Genomic DNA, 16595 nt, shown 5'->3' with positions numbered 1-16595 from the left:
ATTTTGGAGGTTACATTATGAAAATTTTAAAAGGGGTTATTCAGGGATCTAGGGTGATATGTCTCATCCTCTTGATTCTTATAGGAGTATTACTGTTGTTGAGTATTATTACAAGATTCTTTGGGATCAGTATTTCTTGGACTGATGAAGTGATTCAATTTTCAACTGTATGGATGATTTTTTTAGGTGCAGCTGTTGCGTTTTTTGATAAAGAACACATTTCACTCAATCTATTTAATGAAGACCGAATGAGAGTCTGGATAAAATTTGTGCGACAATTGGTGATTTCAGTGAGCGCAATAATTGTATGCCTAGTATTCATTATTGGGGGATGGGAGTTATTTCAACAAGGTCAATTCCAATCCTCACCTATTTTACAGTGGCCACGCTCTTATTGGTATTTATCGATACCCTTATGTGGCTTGTTAATAATTACTGTAGTATTTATTCGCTTTGGTGATTTAAAAAGAGAAAAAGAGGCAGCTTCCATCAGAAACCCATGAAATTTTGAGGAACAACGAGTATGTTGGAGAAAATCTTATTATATTGAGGGAGGTTTTGGAAGCGGAATTATCATAAACAATGAAAAATTACATTCGAAGAGGAGGTAACTACAAATGGTGGAAAGGAAAATAGCAGTTGTCACTGGTGCAGCCTCGGGTCTAGGGAAGGAAATTGCAATTCAGTTAGCTAACGCAGGTTCGACTATCATTGTTGCGGATGTAGATCGTGAACAAGGTTTGAAACTTGAAAAAGAATTGAAGAAAAAAGCCAAAGAAGCGTTTTATGTCCATGTTAACGTATTGGACGAGGAGAGTGTAAAGATAATGGTTGAGAAATCATTGGATAAATATGGGGGGGTGGATATTCTAGTTAATTGTGCGGGAATTACTCAAAGGGAGCCGCTTGAGAAGATTTCAATTGATGACTGGAATTTGATGCTAAATGTTAACTTGAGAGGTCCGTACTTGTGTACGAAGCATGTACTGCCAGTTATGAAAAAACAACATTTTGGAAGGGTTGTAAATGTTTCTTCGATAGCAGCGATGTCTGGGGGAGGATTTGTCGGGACTTCACATTACGCAGCAAGTAAGGCAGGAATTGTTGGATTTACGAAAGCGACAGCCAAAGAATCAGGTGAATATGGTATTACAGCAAATGTAGTTGCTCCGGGACCATGTCGGACTCGACTAAGCTCATCTTGGGTTGATGAACATGAAGCGCAGGTAGCAAATACAATTCCTATACAAAGAATTGGGGAACCCGAGGATATTGCCAATACCGTCCTCTTTTTAGCATCAGCTAAATCAAATTTTATTACGGGAGAAACAATTGCTGTGGACGGCGGAATTACAACAGTCGGTCTAGTACAAAAGTAATTAATTTTAGAGGAGGAATAATATAATGGAAAAGAATAATCGCATTTGGTCAACGGAAGGAACATCTAAGCGAATGATTGCTGTACGAGTGCTACCAGGTAGTGACGCCGTACAGGGATTAATTGATGCTTGTCAGAAACACGGAATCAAAGCAGGAGGAATTGCAAGTATGATTGGTAGTTTTCAGAACGCACAATTTATGTGCATTGAACCAGATCCTACATCAAAAACAGGAGCTAGCTTTACGGGGAAAATGGATGTGGAAGGTCCTGTAGAATTGTTAAGTGGACAGGGGTTAATTTGTGATCAAGACGGCGATATATTTATCCATTTACACGCTGTAATGGTCGATAAAAATCAGAAAGTATTTGGGGGGCATATTGAGCGTGGATATTGTACTGTTTTAAACACGTTGGAGGTCATTATTGTTGAGGGTGAAGATATGATTTTGAGCCGTGAAAATGATAGTGAAACAGGATTCATTCAAACTGTACCAAAAAGTACCATATAAAATATTCGATTACCAAGGGTTCAGAAGTTAATTTCTCCATAATATATAGAGGTGACTAAGATATGCAAAAAGTTGGCGTTGTGGGTCTAGGATCTATCGGATTTAATATGGCAAAAAACCTAGTGGAAGCTGGGTATGAGTTAAGTGTGTTTGATATTAATCCGCACCCCATGGATGAACTAGAGCGTTATGGGGCAAGAAAAACTAATAGTCCAAGAGAAGTTGGAGCAAGTGCACATATTGTTTTTTTGATGGTGCAAAACTTTTCGCAATGTGAAAGTTGTTTAACTGGTAATGATGGTATCATGCAAGGGATGGAAGATGGTGCAATTATTGTTACAAGTACAATTGCTCCTGATGAAGTTCGTGAGATAGAGGGTATTTGCTCTAAAAAAGGTATAGAGGTACTTGATTCCCCTGTTAGTGGGGGAGTCAAGGGAGCTGAATCAGGAAGCCTGACATTAATGGTAGCTGGAAAAAAAGAACTATATGATTTTTGTCTACCAGTGTTACATGTTGTGGGAAGCAACGTTCGCAAAGTCGGAGATGAGATCGGATTGGGTCAGGCTATCAAGGCAGTAAATCAACACCTTGTTTCCATTCATCTTGTCGCTATGGCTGAAGCCCTAGCATTAGGTGTGAAAGGTGGTCTTGATCCTGAGTTGATTTACGATGTTGTGAAAGATAGCGCAGGGAATTCTTGGATGTTTGAAGATAAGGTTCCAGGTATATTGGAACGAGATTTTTTACCACGGAGCTCATTGGATATTCAAAAGAAAGATCTTGATATTTGTATTCACACAGGAAACCAATTGCAAGTGCCACTCTTTTTGGGAAGTGCCTGTAAAGAAATATACAAACTAGCTGATGCAAAGAATCTTGATCAAGAAGATTCTTCAACATTAGTCAAAATATATGAAGAATTGGGAGACCTACTGGTAACTAAGGATGATTCAAAGAATCCTGAAAGGGGATGGAACTATGCAAAATAAAAGTATTTATTTAGCTGGAAAACATCAGCTTAAAACTATCAACAGAAATCTTGTGATAGAAGATGACGAGGTATTAGTTAAGACCACCCAAGCCTCTATTTGTGATGCTGATCTGAGAGCATGGTCAGGGATGTTTATGCCTGATGACCTTCCTAGTTTTGCATATATTGGCCATGAAGGAGGCGGTGAAGTTGTTGAGGTGGGTACGAAAGTAAAAGAATTTGTCGTTGGAGATAAGGTAATGGGATTTGGTCCTCTCAACACCTTCGCCGAATATTTCAAAGGTAAAGAGCAGAATCTATTTAAGATTCCTTATGGATTGGACATGGAAATTGCTAGTTTGGGAGAGCCTACATGTGTAGGAGTCTATGGTGTATTTCAAAGTGGTGTTCAACTAGGTGATACGGTTTTGGTGGCAGGGTTGAATTACCAAGGGTTAATTGCAGTTCAAGGACTCAAAAAAAGAGGCGCAGATAAAGTTATTGCTATTGATTATTCAGATGCACATTTGCAATTAGCTGAACAACTCGGAGCAGATATCGCTATTAATTCTACTGTAAATGATGTTCGTAAAGAAGTATTCGAAATAACAAGTGGACATGGTGCTGACGTTACTTATCATTCCTGTGGATATTGGAACCCCTACACTGAAGAATATTTCGATATATGCATTGATCTTACACGAGACGAAGGGATTATGAATTCAATTCCTGATATTATGTCGCCTATAAAAGTTAATCTACATCGGCTACATCACCATGCTATTGATATTCGATTTAGTGCTGTTATGCACCATGGACCAGAGTATTTGAAACGATGGGTTCCCTACTTGATGCGTCCAGTTATTCAAGGTGTTTTTGATATAAAATCACTAATTACTGCCTCCTATTCTTTGGACCAGGTAGATCAAGCCATGAAAGATTTTAGTGAGGATAAGGACCATGTGAAGATTGTATTACAACCATAAACCCCTGAAATTTTTTTGGCTAAAATGATCATTATAGAGACAACTGTTTAGGCTGCAAACAACTAGGGAGGTTTAGCTCATGAAATCATATGTAGTTTTTTTAAAAATGTTAGATCCTCAAAAGAGTGAGGAGTATAGACAACAACACTTGGATTTTTTGTCTCAAAAACGAAAGGAAAAAAAAGTTTTTGCAAATGGCAAGTTTTTGGATGGAAGCGGAGGAATGGTGATTTATATGGCTAATTCAGAAGAAGAAGTGCGAAATATGGTTACAGAAGATCCTTTAATAAATGAAAAAGCTAGAGACTTTGAGATTTATGAATGGGAAATGGTTACTAATGCAATCATACCTGATTAAATATATGGTTGGTACATTCCCCTATATAAACTTTCGAACTTTAACTGACCCAGTGTTTTGAAAGGTCCATATTGTAGTGTTGTAACCGATCACATTATTCCCGTACAAAACCCCACTATATTTTCAAATTATTTCAGATCGGGAAGTGAATTCTTCTGGAATAATGTGCTAAAGTTTAAGCAGATTATTTCGGAAGGATTTTTTTATGATTTTGTTTCACGATTTTGGAGCGGACTTGAAAACGTATGCCGAAAAAGGTCCGGCCAATGATTTCCCCACCTTTCATTCCTGTCCTGCTTGCTCTTCCATTAATACCCTTCATCGGCACGGGTTTTATTGGCGCTACGGGATTACTGAGGAGGGAGCCGAGTACATCCCGATTTGTCGGCTGCGCTGTCCGTCTTGTAAGAAGACGTTCTCTATTTTACCGGACTTCTTGATCCCCTATTACCAGCACACGTTACATACGGTCGTCGATCGAATAGCAACCGTTCTCCAAAAGGAAAAAGGGTCAGGATTTCGCCAGCTCGTGGCCTTTTATAAGCGACGGTTTCTTAAGCATCTCAAGTGGTTGCACAGCTTCTTCACGGATCACGGGGTTTCCGTTTCCTTTCCGTGCGAAAATAAAAATGCCACAAAATACCTGACAATGATCCGAGATTTTGGAGAATCCACCTTCCTAAGAAGGTCAAAGGGTCATTTATCAAGCTATTTTATGGCACCCCCAGTATAACATAATCACAATCTTTCGGCAGGGCTATCTAGCCGAATGATATTTTTGGCCACCCCACATAACGTTTGCGTATACACCCGGGGGAGCGATCGGTGGTTGAACAGGAGGGCGCCTGATGGAATACGGATACATGATTTGGTCTCCCTTTGACGAACAATGGGTCGTTCGGGTCGACCAAGACACACACGTGATGCAATTCAGCATGCCGTTTGACCTCCGGATTCATGGCCATTTTTATGAAGTTAACCTTTGGAAAGATTCGGTATGGCATGTCTTCCTCGGAGGTGTTCGGTTTAACCTTAGTTGTTCGGAAGTTTATCGCATTCGTTTAGACGAAAGCACCCTGTTTTTTCCGGATATTCCGGATGAAAACCTTCCCTTTTGAACCCGGCTGTAGTGTCTCTTTAGGAAGCATCATACACGAACGAACACCCCTTGTGAAGCGAAGGGGTGTTTGCTTTCCTTTATTCCGCTGGAATAATGTGAAAAGGCGAACCGAAATAGCGTGCAAAACGGGAATAATGTGCAAATATGCAGGGTGATAAGCCAGATTTCATCCGGTATTAATTTGCAAAAGTGGAACCGATTTAATGTGGTAATTTACCCATTTATGCTATAATACACTCAATGCAAAATCCCTCCTCAATCCTTCATTTTTGAACAACCCCGGTAAGGAGAATCCAAATGATCGAGCAAGCCCGGACCATTTTGAAAAACACTTTCGGTTATGATTCCTTTCGAAAAGGACAGGCTGAAGTCCTTGAGCTTCTCCTGCAAAAACAGGATACGGTTGGCATCATGCCGACGGGGGGCGGAAAATCGCTCTGCTATCAAATTCCCGCCTTATTATTACCGGGTGTTACCATGGTGATTTCTCCATTGATATCCTTAATGAAAGACCAAGTCGATGCCCTTGAAGAAGAGGGCGTTCCCGCAACATATATCAACAGCTCCCTGCCTGCTGAAGTCATACGACAACGTATGCAAGGCGCCGCGCGAGGGGAATATAAACTCATTTATATCGCACCGGAGCGCCTGGAATCCCCTGCCTTTATGAACTGGCTCGGGCAAATCGAGGTTTCGCTCGTCGCCATTGACGAGGCTCATTGTATTTCGCAATGGGGCCATGACTTTAGGCCAAGTTACCTCCTGATTGCAGAAATGATCAAGCAACTGGAAATCAAGCCGCTGATTGTGGCGTTAACCGCGACAGCTACGCCAACGGTGACGAGTGACATTTGCGCGTTGTTGAACATCGATAACAACGACGTGGTCACAGCCGGCTTCCGCCGTGAAAATCTTGTTTTTCGCGTCATCAAGGGACAAGACCGTGACGCCTTTCTTGAATCTTACATAAATAGAAACGCTTCACAACCGGGCATCGTTTACGCCGGTACGCGCAAGGAAGTCGAACGCTTGTATACAACGTTCAAGTCAAAAGGCTATAACATTGGTAAATACCATGCCGGGATGCCCGAAGACGAACGCACGCACAATCAGGAGCAGTTCCTTTACGATGATATCACCGTGATGGTTGCTACGAATGCTTTCGGGATGGGGATCGACAAATCCAACGTTCGCTATGTCATTCATTATAATATGCCGAAAAATATCGAGTCCTATTATCAGGAAGCCGGGCGCGCCGGACGTGACGGCGAGCAAAGCGAATGCATACTTCTTTTTGCGCCCCAGGACATCCGCCTCCCGAAATTCTTTATAGAAGAATCGGATATGGCGCCGGAACGAAAGCAATATGAATATGAAAAGCTGCAACAGATGATCGGCTATTGCCATGCAGAATCGTGCCTTGAACAGTATCTTTTAAACTATTTCGGAGAGACGGATGCTATAAAATGCGAGACCTGTGGCAACTGTACCGATGATCGCGCCTCCATCACGATTACACGTGAAGCGCAAATGGTGTTTTCCTGTGTCAAACGGATGCGTGAACGATTTGGTAAAACGATGATCGCCAAGGTGTTGACGGGCTCGGCCGATCAAAAAATCCAGTCCTTCGGCTTCGACAGTTTATCAACCCACGGCATCATGAAAGAAAAGTCGCAAAAACAAGTGATGGACTTGATTGATTTTTTGGCAGCTGAACAATACTTAACACCGACCAACGGGCAATATCAGGTTCTGACGTTAAGCCACACAGCCATCCAGGTGCTTCAGGGCAAACAAGACGTCCGGAAAAAAGAACACGTTCAGGCAGAACAATTTGTAGTCGAAGATCAATTGTTTACGCGCTTGCGGAATCTTCGCAAAGCAATCGCGGATGCCGATCAGGTTCCCCCTTATGTCGTTTTTTCCGATGCCACGTTGCGGGATATGTGTGCACAGTTGCCGGTAACCTCACAGACCATGTTAAATATCAAAGGCGTTGGGGAACGCAAGCTGGACTCGTTCGGCTCGGATTTCATTAAGGAAATCGCTGCCTATTGCGAGGAAAATGATATCAAGCCGAATAGACAACAACCGGATCACATACTTGCTTCTTCGAGAAAAAGCACAGGTGTTAGCCACCGTGTTACTTTTCAGCTATTTGCCGACGGTTATTCAATCGAAGAAATTACAAAAGAACGCGGCATGTCGCAGAGAACGATTGAAGGGCACCTCATTCGTTGCGGAGATGAAGGGTTCAACATTGACTGGGACAAATTCATCGCTTCAGAGTATGAACCGCTCATTGCCGAAGCGGTTGAAGAAGTTGGTACGGAAAGGCTTAGACCGATTAAAGAGCAGCTACCCGAAGACGTCGACTACTTTATGATCCAGGCCTATTTTCAGAAACAAAAACATTTATCAAGAACGGATTAGATGGGGCGGGGGCGCTCTTAAAAGTCGAAATATGTCCGGACATGGAAATTCCTTCAGATCACCTCCGTTTCTGATTCCTCTCGAGTTGGCTTCGTTGGCTTTAGGGGGATCACAGCGTGCTTCTGATCCCTCTCGAGTTGGTTCCATTGGGTTTAGAGGGATCAGACCGTGTTTCTGATCCCGCTCGAGTTGGTTCCATTGGCTTTAGAGGGATCACCTCGCGCTACTAATCCCTCTCAGGTCGTTTCACTCGGCTTTAGAGGGATTACATCGCTGTAGCGTAGGTTTGTAAGTCATAATATTAGTGTGTATACGGTCGAAGTGAGTACCAATATCGACACTACTCATGAGGGGAAGCTGTTCGAAGTAACGTAATGATAAACAATTTCCGAACGATATGACAAAACATCCTATCAATCATTCGTTTTTACATTGACATTTTTTTTTACACATACTACGATTATTGTAGAAAAGATAAACGATAACAAATGAAACCCTCATATAATTTCGGGAATATGGCTCGAACGTTTCTACCTGGTTGCCGTAAACGACCGGTCTATGAGGAAGCGTAGGATATGCGCAGATTGGCCCTGCTGTGTCTTCAGGCTTCCTCCTGGACAGTGGGCTATTTTTATGAGTTTGGGAGGTTGATCTATGGCTGTTGAGGTTGGCGTCATTATGGGGAGCACATCCGATGAGGCGACGATGACGCATGCTTGTCGGATTTTAAAAGAATTTGACGTGCCTTTCGAGAAAAAAATCGTCTCGGCGCATCGCACCCCGGATTTAATGTTTCAGTATGCGGAAGAAGCTCGTGAACGCGGCCTGAAAGTGATCATCGCGGGGGCGGGCGGTGCCGCCCACCTCCCCGGAATGGTGGCGGCGAAGACGACGCTTCCGGTGATTGGGGTGCCCGTGCAGTCGAAAGCATTAAGCGGTTGGGATTCCCTTCTTTCCATAGTGCAAATGCCGAAAGGGGTGCCGGTGGCGACCGTCGCGATCGGCGAGGCAGGTGCGGAGAACGCGGGACTATTAGCCGCACAAATATTATCGTCTTTCGATCAGACACTGGCTGAAAAATTACAGACACGGCGGGAAAACAAAGCCCGTGAAGTGCTGGCACAGGAGGAAGGAAACGAGCGATGATTACTCCCGGTCAAACGATAGGCATTCTCGGCGGCGGCCAGCTCGGCCGCATGATGGCGCTGGAAGCTAAAGCGATGGGGTATCGTATCGCCGTCCTTGAGCCGAAAGCGGACTCTCCCACGGCGCAAGTGGCGGATGAAGAGATCGTCGCCCCTTACGATGATGAAGAAGGGGTGCGCAAACTGGCTGACGTCAGTGATGTCGTCACTTTTGAGTTTGAAAATGTGGATGCAACGACGGCTGCGATTTTGGCTGAAGAAAATAAGCTACCGCAAGGTGCAGACCTTCTGCGCATCTGCCAGCACCGGTTGCGGGAAAAAGAAGCGCTTATCCAGGCCGATCTGGAAGTAGCCCCTTATGTAGAGGTCACCTCTGCCGAAACGTTGCAGGAAGGTATCGCCCAACTGGGTACACCGGCAGTGCTCAAAACGTGTCGCGGAGGCTACGACGGAAAAGGGCAGGTGGTGATTCATTCACCTGAAGGAGCCTCCGCCGCTTATGAGTCATTCAAGGACGCAGGTGATCTAGTTCTGGAAAAATGGATCCCTTTTGACAAGGAAATTTCTGTCATTGTCACGAGGACGGCAGGCGGTGAGATCTCCGTCTTTCCGGTTGCGGAAAATGAGCATGAGGATAATATTTTAAAGCGGACGACCGTTCCGGCGAGTATACGAGGGAACGCGAAGCAAGCTGCGATCGCAATGGCCGAGAGGTTCGCACACTCTATTTCACTCGTAGGCACCTTAGCGATGGAAATGTTTTATCACGAAGATGGAACCCTATACGTCAATGAACTCGCGCCGCGCCCTCATAATTCCGGGCACTACTCAATAGATGCCTGTAACGTATCCCAATTTCATTTACATGTTCGCGCGGTGTGCGGCTGGCCGCTCGTGACTCCGGAGTTAACAACGCCGGTTGTCATGGAGAACGTGCTCGGTGAACATGTGGAAAAAGCCGTTAAAACGATTCCTTTTTACACAAACGCTTTTCTGCATTTATATGGAAAACAAGAGGCAAGAACAGGTCGAAAAATGGGGCACGTGAATATCACCGGCAAAACGATGGATGATGCCATCACCAATGTAGAAAGATTAGCTATTCGATAAGAAGCGGAGGATATGAAGCGATGATTGATCGTTATACACGAGAGGAAATGGGCCGAATTTGGACGGAAGAGAACCGCTATCAGGCGTGGCTGGAAGTGGAAATCGCCGCTTGTGAAGCCTGGGCGGAGCTTGGCGATATACCGAAAGAAGATGTCGCGAAAATCAGGGCAAACGCGAGCTGTAATGTTGAGCGCATCCATGACATTGAAGCGGAAACGCGCCATGATGTCGTCGCTTTCACCCGCGCGGTTTCGGAGACGCTCGGCGAAGAGCGAAAATGGGTACATTACGGATTGACATCCACAGATGTGGTCGATACGGCCCAGTCTTACTTGTTAAAACAGGCCAATGACATCATTCGTGACGACTTGCACCGTTTTAAAGATGTCCTCGCCCGGAAAGCAAACGAGCACCGTTATACCCTGATGATGGGCCGGACCCACGGCGTCCATGCCGAGCCCACGACATTCGGACTCAAACTTGCTCTTTGGTACGCGGAAATCAAGCGACATATCGAACGATTTGAGGCGGCAGCCGAAGACGTCCGTGTCGGCAAAATGTCTGGAGCCGTCGGTACGTTCGCGAACATTCCTCCCGAGATCGAGACGTCCGTTTGCGAGCGCCTGGGGCTTCAACCGGCGCCGATTTCAACACAAACACTGCAGCGCGACCGCCACGCCAACTACGTATCCACGCTCGCGCTCATCGCCACATCCATTGAAAAAATGGCCGTCGAGATTCGCAACCTACAAAAAACGGAAAGCCGGGAAGTCGAAGAAGCCTTCGCCAAAGGCCAGAAGGGTTCCTCCGCGATGCCACACAAGCGCAATCCGGTTGGTTCGGAAAATATGACCGGCCTCTCCCGCGTCATCCGCGGACACGTGCAAACGGCCTTTGAAAACGTTCCGCTCTGGCACGAACGGGACATCTCCCATTCTTCGGCCGAACGCATCATTTTCCCGGACAGTACGATTTTACTCAATTACATGCTGAATCGCTTTACGTCTATTATCGATCAGCTCAACGTTTACCCTGAAAATATGCGTGCAAACATGGAAAAAACCTTTGGTCTCGTCTATTCGCAGCAAGTCCTTACAGCTCTTATTAATGAAGGCATGACAAGAGAAGAAGCCTATGACCTCGTGCAGCCGAAAGCGATGGAAGCGTGGGAGAAAAAAGTTTCGTTTCGAGCGCTCGTGGAGGCGGAAGATGCCATTATGCAAGTGCTTGATAAAGAAACGCTCGATCGTTGTTTCGATGAACGGCACCATTTGCAAAACGTCGATGTTTTATTTTCCAGAGTCGGTTTATGAAAGGATGTCAGCAGTATGACACTTTTATATGAAGGAAAAGCGAAGCAGCTATTTACGACTGAAAAAGACGATGAGCTACGGCTCGTGTATAAAAACGATGCGACGGCGTTTGACGGGGAAAAGCATGATGTTCTGGAAGGGAAAGGTCAATTAAACAACGCGATTTCCACACTCTTTTTCCAGGTGCTTGAAGCCGAAGGTGTTCAGACCCATTTTATCAAAAAAATCAGCGACACGGAGCAGCTCGTGCGCCCGACACAAATCATCCCCCTGGAAGTCGTCGTTCGCAACATAACGGCAGGGAGTCTGGCTCGCCGCCTTGGCTGGGAAGAAGGTCAAGCGCTACAAGATCCGATTGTGGAGTACTATTACAAAGACGATGAGCTCGGTGATCCTCTCGTCAACGATGATCATATTGCCGCTTTGCAGGTGGCAAAAGCGGCGGAATTGGAAGAAATGCGCATGCGCGCTTTACATGTCAATGACATTTTGCTGGAACTGTGCCAAAAGGCGAACATTTTGCTCGTTGACTTTAAATTGGAGTTTGGTATGCAGGACGATGGTACGCTGATTCTCGCCGATGAAGTGTCCCCGGACACTTGCCGCTTTTGGGACGCTCAGACGAAAGAGAAGATGGATAAAGATTTGTATCGATATGGGCTCGGGTCGTTGCAATCCGGGTATGAAAACATTCTCTCCCGCATAGGAGGCGTCATTCATGGTTAACGTTCACGTGTATATCACATTAAAAGAAGGCGTGCTTGATCCCCAGGGGCACGCCGTACAGAACTCATTGACCGCACTCGGATATGAAGAAGTCGAAAAGGTGAACGTCGGAAAATGGTTGAGGCTGGAAGTCGCTGATGGAAACAACTTGGATTCACGCGTCGAGAATATGTGTGAGCAGTTGCTCGCCAATCCGGTGATCGAGAATTATACGTACCATGTTGAACGGGAGGCGAAAGTATGAAAGCGGCGGTCATCGTGTTCCCGGGATCAAACTGTGATACGGATATGTCCTATGCGCTCAGTGATTTCACGGATGCGGAAACCGTAGACCTTGTGCCTTATACCGCGGAATCGGTGGCAGAGTATGATGCTATTTTCCTTCCGGGTGGCTTTTCCTATGGCGATTACTTGCGCTCGGGGGCGATCGCGCGCTTTGCTCCGGTCATGCAAAGCGTCATTGCCGAAGCCGAGCAGGGGAAAACGGTGCTCGGCATCTGCAACGGGTTTCAAATTTTACTGGAAGCGGGCTTGTTGCCGGGAGCGATGAAAAGAAACAAGGATCTTAAATACATCTGCCGGACAGTCGACGTGAAGGTAGAAAACGCCGATACACGATTTAGCGGCGAATATGAAAAAGGGGAAACGTTGCGGATCCCGATCGCCCACGGCGAAGGCAATTATGAGTGTGACGGGCAAACCTATGAAACCTTGAAAAAAAACAACCGGATCGTTTTCACGTACGAAGCGGATGTCAATGGATCGACAGGACAGATCGCGGGGATCACGAACGAAGCGGGTAATGTGCTCGGGATGATGCCCCATCCGGAACGCGCGATGGAAACGCTGCTTGGCAGCGAAGATGGGCGTCGCTTGTTCACGAGCGTATATCGCCATTGGAGGGACACACATGTCGTTACAACTTGAACCGACCGCCGAAGAGATTCACGCCGAGCGTTTGTATGCTGATATCGGGGTGAAAGACCACGAATACGAGCGTATCGTCCAGCTCATGGGAAGAAAACCGAACTACACGGAGATCGGTTTATTTTCCGTACTGTGGTCGGAACATTGCAGTTACAAACATTCGAAACCGTTGCTTAAACAATTCCCATCAACAGCTCCCCATGTACTGCAGGGGCCGGGAGAAGGCGCCGGTGTCGTGGATATTGGCGACGGGCAAGCGGTCGTCTTTAAAGTGGAAAGCCATAACCACCCTTCGGCGGTGGAGCCTTATCAAGGAGCCGCCACTGGGGTGGGCGGTATACTGCGGGATGTTTTTTCCATGGGTGCGCGACCGATCGCGTTGCTGAATTCGTTGCGTTTTGGGCCGTTGACGACGCCGCGGATGCGCTATTTGTTCGAAGAAGTCGTGGCCGGGATTTCCGGATATGGCAATTGTGTCGGCGTGCCGACGGTCGGCGGGGAAATCCAGTTTGATGACACCTATGATGGCAACCCCCTCGTGAACGCCATGTGTATCGGTCTTATCGATCAGAACGACTTGCAAAAAGGGATCGCTGCCGGTGTCGGGAATACGGTCATGTATGTAGGGGCGGCCACTGGTCGCGATGGCATACATGGGGCTACTTTTGCCTCCGAAGAGTTAAATGAAGACTCGGCGGACAAACGCCCGTCGGTGCAAGTGGGCGATCCGTTTACAGAAAAGCGCGTGCTGGAAGCGTGTCTGGAAGTGGCGAAATCGGATGCCCTCGTCGGCATTCAGGATATGGGGGCTGCCGGGCTGACATCTTCAGCGGCGGAAATGGCCAGCAAAGCCGGCACGGGCATCGCTATGAATCTCGATCTCGTTCCCCAGCGTGAGACTGGCATGACGCCATACGAAATGATGCTTTCGGAATCGCAGGAGCGGATGCTCCTCGTTGTGGAAAAGGGAAAAGAAACAGAAATCGAGGTGATCTGTGAAAAGTGGGATCTGGAAACGGCCGCTATCGGTACGGTCAAGGAAGACATGCGGTTGACCCTGACGTTTCATGGTGATGTGGTTGCTGACGTTCCCGTCACCGCGCTTACCGATGAAGCTCCGGTCTATGACGTCCCGTCGGAGGAACCGGCTGACTTTCGCGAACATCAACAACGCCCCGTTTGGCAACCGCAGAGCAGCGATTATAATGAAACGTTGCTCCAGTTACTCTCGCAGCCGACGATCGCGAACAAAGAGTGGGTGTATGACCAGTACGATCATATGGTGCAGACGAACACGGTGGTTATGCCGGGGTCAGACGCAGCCGTTTTGCGCATTCGCGGCACAGAAAAAGCGCTCGCCACATCCATGGACGGTAACAGCCGCTATATTGCCCTGGATCCGAAAGAAGGCGGGAAAATCGCTATTGCGGAAGCGGCCCGCAACATCATTTGCTCGGGTGCGCAACCTCTCGCCCTCACGGATTGCCTGAACTACGGAAGTCCGGAAGAGCCGAGCATTTACTGGCAGATGGAGCAATCGACTGCGGGCATGAGCGAGGCGTGCCGAACGTTTGACACGCCGGTCGTGAGCGGAAATGTTTCCCTTTATAATGAGACGAATGGAGAAGCGATTTATCCGACACCGGTCGTTGGGATGGTTGGACTCGTGGAACAGCTCGATCACGTGACGACACAACCTTTTAAGCAGGCAGGCGATGTCATTTATATCATCGGCGAAGCGGAGCCTGCCTGGGGTGGCAGCGAACTGCAACTCGTCGAAGACGGCAAGATCAGCGGTCAAGTCCCGACTATGGATCTTGAATTGGAACAAGCGCGGCAACAGCAAGTGCTCGCCGCGATTCGCGCAGGGCTCGTTCAGTCTGCCCATGACATTGCTGAAGGCGGCTTGGCGGTTGCACTTGCTGAGTGTGTGATGGGGACAGAGTTAGGCGCGGACGTGTCGATGAAAGATGACGTCGCGGAACTTTTTGCCGAAACGCAATCCCGCTATGTCATCAGCGTGGCAGTGGAAGATGCTGAAGCGTTTGAACAGGCGATTCCCGCGGCCAGATGTTATGGTACGGTGACAGATGAGAAGGTGCTGCGTATGAAAACAACGGAAGGGCAAAAGTTGATCGAACAGCCGACGGATGAATTACATCACGTTTGGAAGGGAGCGATTCCATGTTTCCTGAAGTCAAAGGCATAAATGAAGAGTGCGGGGTTTTCGCGATTTGGGGACACCCTGAAGCGGCGCAACTGACGTATTACGGGTTACACAGTCTGCAGCATCGCGGCCAGGACGGGGCAGGCATTGTGACGAGTGATGGAGAAAAATTCCACGGGCATAAAGGAACGGGCCTTCTCACCGAAGCTTTTCAAGCGGGTGACCTTGACGACCTGTACGGTCATCACGCCCTTGGACATGTGCGCTACGCCACCGCGGGCGGCGGGGGTTACGACAACGTTCAGCCCCTCCATTTCAAATCGGAAGACGGCGGTATGGCGATGGCTCATAATGGCAACCTCGTCAACTATCAGATTTTGAAAAGCGACCTTGAACGGAGCGGCAGTATTTTCCAAACGACGACGGATACGGAAGTTTTGGCGCATCTTCTCAAGCGCCAGGGCTCTAAGCATTTGCGAAAGCAGCTGCACGGGGCGTTGCCACAGATGATTGGTGCCTATGCGTTTACAGTGATGACGGAAAACGAAATCATCGTTGCCCTTGACCCGCACGGATTACGTCCGTTATCTCTCGGTAGGCTGGGCGATGCTTACGTCGTCGCTTCGGAAACGTGCGCCTTTGACATCATCGGCGCCGAATACGTGCGTGAAGTTGAGCCCGGTGAAATGATTATTTTTAACGATAGTGGCATGCACTCGGAACGCTTTATGGAAGCGGAAGAGCGCGCGCTTTGCAGCATGGAATATGTCTATCTTGCCAGACCCGATTCCAATCTCGACCGGATTAACGTGCATACAGCAAGAAAGCAGCTGGGCAAGCAACTCGCGCTCGAAGCTGATGTGGACGCCGACGTTGTCACCGGTGTGCCGGATTCATCGATATCCTCAGCGATCGGTTACGCGGAGCAGACGCAAATTCCCTATGAGCTTGGCTTGATCAAAAATCGCTACGTGGGACGCACGTTTATTCAGCCCTCGCAGGAATTGCGGGAACAAGGGGTGAAGATGAAGCTATCCGCGGTACGTGGCGTCGTCGAGGGCAAACGCGTTGTTATGGTTGATGATTCCATCGTGCGTGGAACGACGAGTAAACGTATCGTACGTCTTTTAAAAGAAGCGGGGGCCACCGAGGTCCACGTTCGCATTGGGTCACCGCCCATTATCCGCCCGTGTTTTTACGGCATTAATACGTCCACGACGGATGAGTTAGTCGCCGCCAATCATTCCATCGAAGAGATGCGCGACATGATGGAGGCGGATTCTTTAAGCTTTTTATCCGTTGAAGGCTTACAAGTTGGGATAGGGAGAGACGCTTCACAGCCGAATTGCGGCCAGTGCCTGGGATGCTTTACCGATCGATATCCGACGGCGATTCCCACTGAAAATAAAGCACTCATCGGTGCCGGGAAAGGATAGGAGGGTCTGGA

17 protein-coding genes and 1 riboswitch are annotated in these 16595 nt (G+C 47.4%); all 17 genes read left to right on the top strand.

The features are described 5' to 3' along the window. Positions 1-17: 17 nt before the first annotated feature. The 17 genes from BLS58_RS10240 (at position 18) to purF (ending at position 16584) form a co-directional block, all read left to right on the top strand. On the top strand, positions 18-503 hold the full coding sequence (locus BLS58_RS10240) for a TRAP transporter small permease (protein ID WP_090398601.1): 486 nt from the start codon (positions 18-20) through the stop codon (positions 501-503). 114 nt (positions 504-617) lie between these two features. Beyond that, the gene (locus BLS58_RS10235; RefSeq protein ID WP_090398599.1) at positions 618-1379 is read left to right on the top strand and encodes an SDR family NAD(P)-dependent oxidoreductase; all 762 of its coding nucleotides are present in this window, start codon (positions 618-620) and stop codon (positions 1377-1379) included. Between the two features lie 25 nt (positions 1380-1404). Beyond that, on the top strand, positions 1405-1890 hold the full coding sequence (locus BLS58_RS10230; RefSeq protein ID WP_090398597.1) for a PPC domain-containing DNA-binding protein: 486 nt from the start codon (positions 1405-1407) through the stop codon (positions 1888-1890). A 62-nt stretch (positions 1891-1952) separates the two neighbouring features. Further along, positions 1953-2882 (top strand): NAD(P)-dependent oxidoreductase, encoded by a 930-nt coding sequence (locus BLS58_RS10225; RefSeq protein ID WP_090398595.1) that lies wholly within the window; start codon positions 1953-1955, stop codon positions 2880-2882. After that, positions 2872-3849, top strand: a complete 978-nt coding sequence (locus BLS58_RS10220) for a zinc-dependent alcohol dehydrogenase (RefSeq protein ID WP_176764706.1) — start codon at positions 2872-2874, stop codon at positions 3847-3849. Before BLS58_RS10225 ends, BLS58_RS10220 begins: the two co-directional genes overlap by 11 nt. A gap of 79 nt (positions 3850-3928) precedes the next feature. Beyond that, positions 3929-4207: a YciI family protein gene (locus BLS58_RS10215; RefSeq protein WP_090398591.1), complete on the top strand. Its 279-nt coding sequence runs from the start codon at positions 3929-3931 to the stop codon at positions 4205-4207. A gap of 205 nt (positions 4208-4412) precedes the next feature. Then, positions 4413-4940 carry a DUF6431 domain-containing protein gene (locus BLS58_RS17235; RefSeq protein ID WP_143018901.1) on the top strand — a complete coding sequence of 176 codons (528 nt, stop codon included), beginning with the start codon at positions 4413-4415 and terminating at the stop codon, positions 4938-4940. Positions 4941-5055: 115 nt separating this feature from the next. After that, the gene (locus BLS58_RS10210; RefSeq protein WP_090398590.1) at positions 5056-5325 is read left to right on the top strand and encodes a hypothetical protein; all 270 of its coding nucleotides are present in this window, start codon (positions 5056-5058) and stop codon (positions 5323-5325) included. Between the two features lie 299 nt (positions 5326-5624). Further along, positions 5625-7760: a DNA helicase RecQ gene (recQ, locus tag BLS58_RS10205; RefSeq protein ID WP_090398589.1), complete on the top strand. Its 2136-nt coding sequence runs from the start codon at positions 5625-5627 to the stop codon at positions 7758-7760. Between the two features lie 477 nt (positions 7761-8237). Continuing rightward, positions 8238-8339, top strand: a riboswitch (purine riboswitch). A 75-nt stretch (positions 8340-8414) separates the two neighbouring features. Next, on the top strand, positions 8415-8906 hold the full coding sequence (purE, locus tag BLS58_RS10200; RefSeq protein WP_090398587.1) for a 5-(carboxyamino)imidazole ribonucleotide mutase: 492 nt from the start codon (positions 8415-8417) through the stop codon (positions 8904-8906). After that, a complete protein-coding gene (gene purK, locus BLS58_RS10195; RefSeq protein WP_090398585.1) occupies positions 8903-10015 on the top strand; it encodes a 5-(carboxyamino)imidazole ribonucleotide synthase in 1113 nt (370 codons plus the stop codon). The genes purE and purK overlap by 4 nt, the downstream gene beginning before the upstream one ends. Positions 10016-10035: 20 nt before the next feature. Continuing rightward, complete coding sequence (purB, locus tag BLS58_RS10190) at positions 10036-11328, top strand: adenylosuccinate lyase (protein ID WP_090398583.1); 1293 nt, start codon at positions 10036-10038, stop codon at positions 11326-11328. Between the two features lie 15 nt (positions 11329-11343). Beyond that, positions 11344-12054 carry a phosphoribosylaminoimidazolesuccinocarboxamide synthase gene (gene purC, locus BLS58_RS10185; protein WP_090398581.1) on the top strand — a complete coding sequence of 237 codons (711 nt, stop codon included), beginning with the start codon at positions 11344-11346 and terminating at the stop codon, positions 12052-12054. After that, complete coding sequence (gene purS, locus BLS58_RS10180; RefSeq protein ID WP_090398579.1) at positions 12047-12298, top strand: phosphoribosylformylglycinamidine synthase subunit PurS; 252 nt, start codon at positions 12047-12049, stop codon at positions 12296-12298. Before purC ends, purS begins: the two co-directional genes overlap by 8 nt. Continuing rightward, positions 12295-12981, top strand: coding sequence for a phosphoribosylformylglycinamidine synthase subunit PurQ (gene purQ, locus BLS58_RS10175; protein WP_090398577.1), 687 nt, complete (start codon positions 12295-12297; stop codon positions 12979-12981). The genes purS and purQ overlap by 4 nt, the downstream gene beginning before the upstream one ends. Then, the gene (gene purL / locus BLS58_RS10170; RefSeq protein WP_090398575.1) at positions 12965-15190 is read left to right on the top strand and encodes a phosphoribosylformylglycinamidine synthase subunit PurL; all 2226 of its coding nucleotides are present in this window, start codon (positions 12965-12967) and stop codon (positions 15188-15190) included. Before purQ ends, purL begins: the two co-directional genes overlap by 17 nt. Then, a complete protein-coding gene (gene purF, locus BLS58_RS10165) occupies positions 15166-16584 on the top strand; it encodes an amidophosphoribosyltransferase (RefSeq protein WP_090398573.1) in 1419 nt (472 codons plus the stop codon). The genes purL and purF overlap by 25 nt, the downstream gene beginning before the upstream one ends. Positions 16585-16595 lie beyond the last annotated feature (11 nt).

Source organism: Natribacillus halophilus (assembly GCF_900100185.1).
In the GTDB taxonomy this organism is placed as follows: domain Bacteria; phylum Bacillota; class Bacilli; order Bacillales; family Marinococcaceae; genus Natribacillus; species Natribacillus halophilus.
The sequence above is the reverse complement of the archived record's forward strand: the minus strand, read 5'-3'. Positions and strand labels throughout refer to the sequence as shown.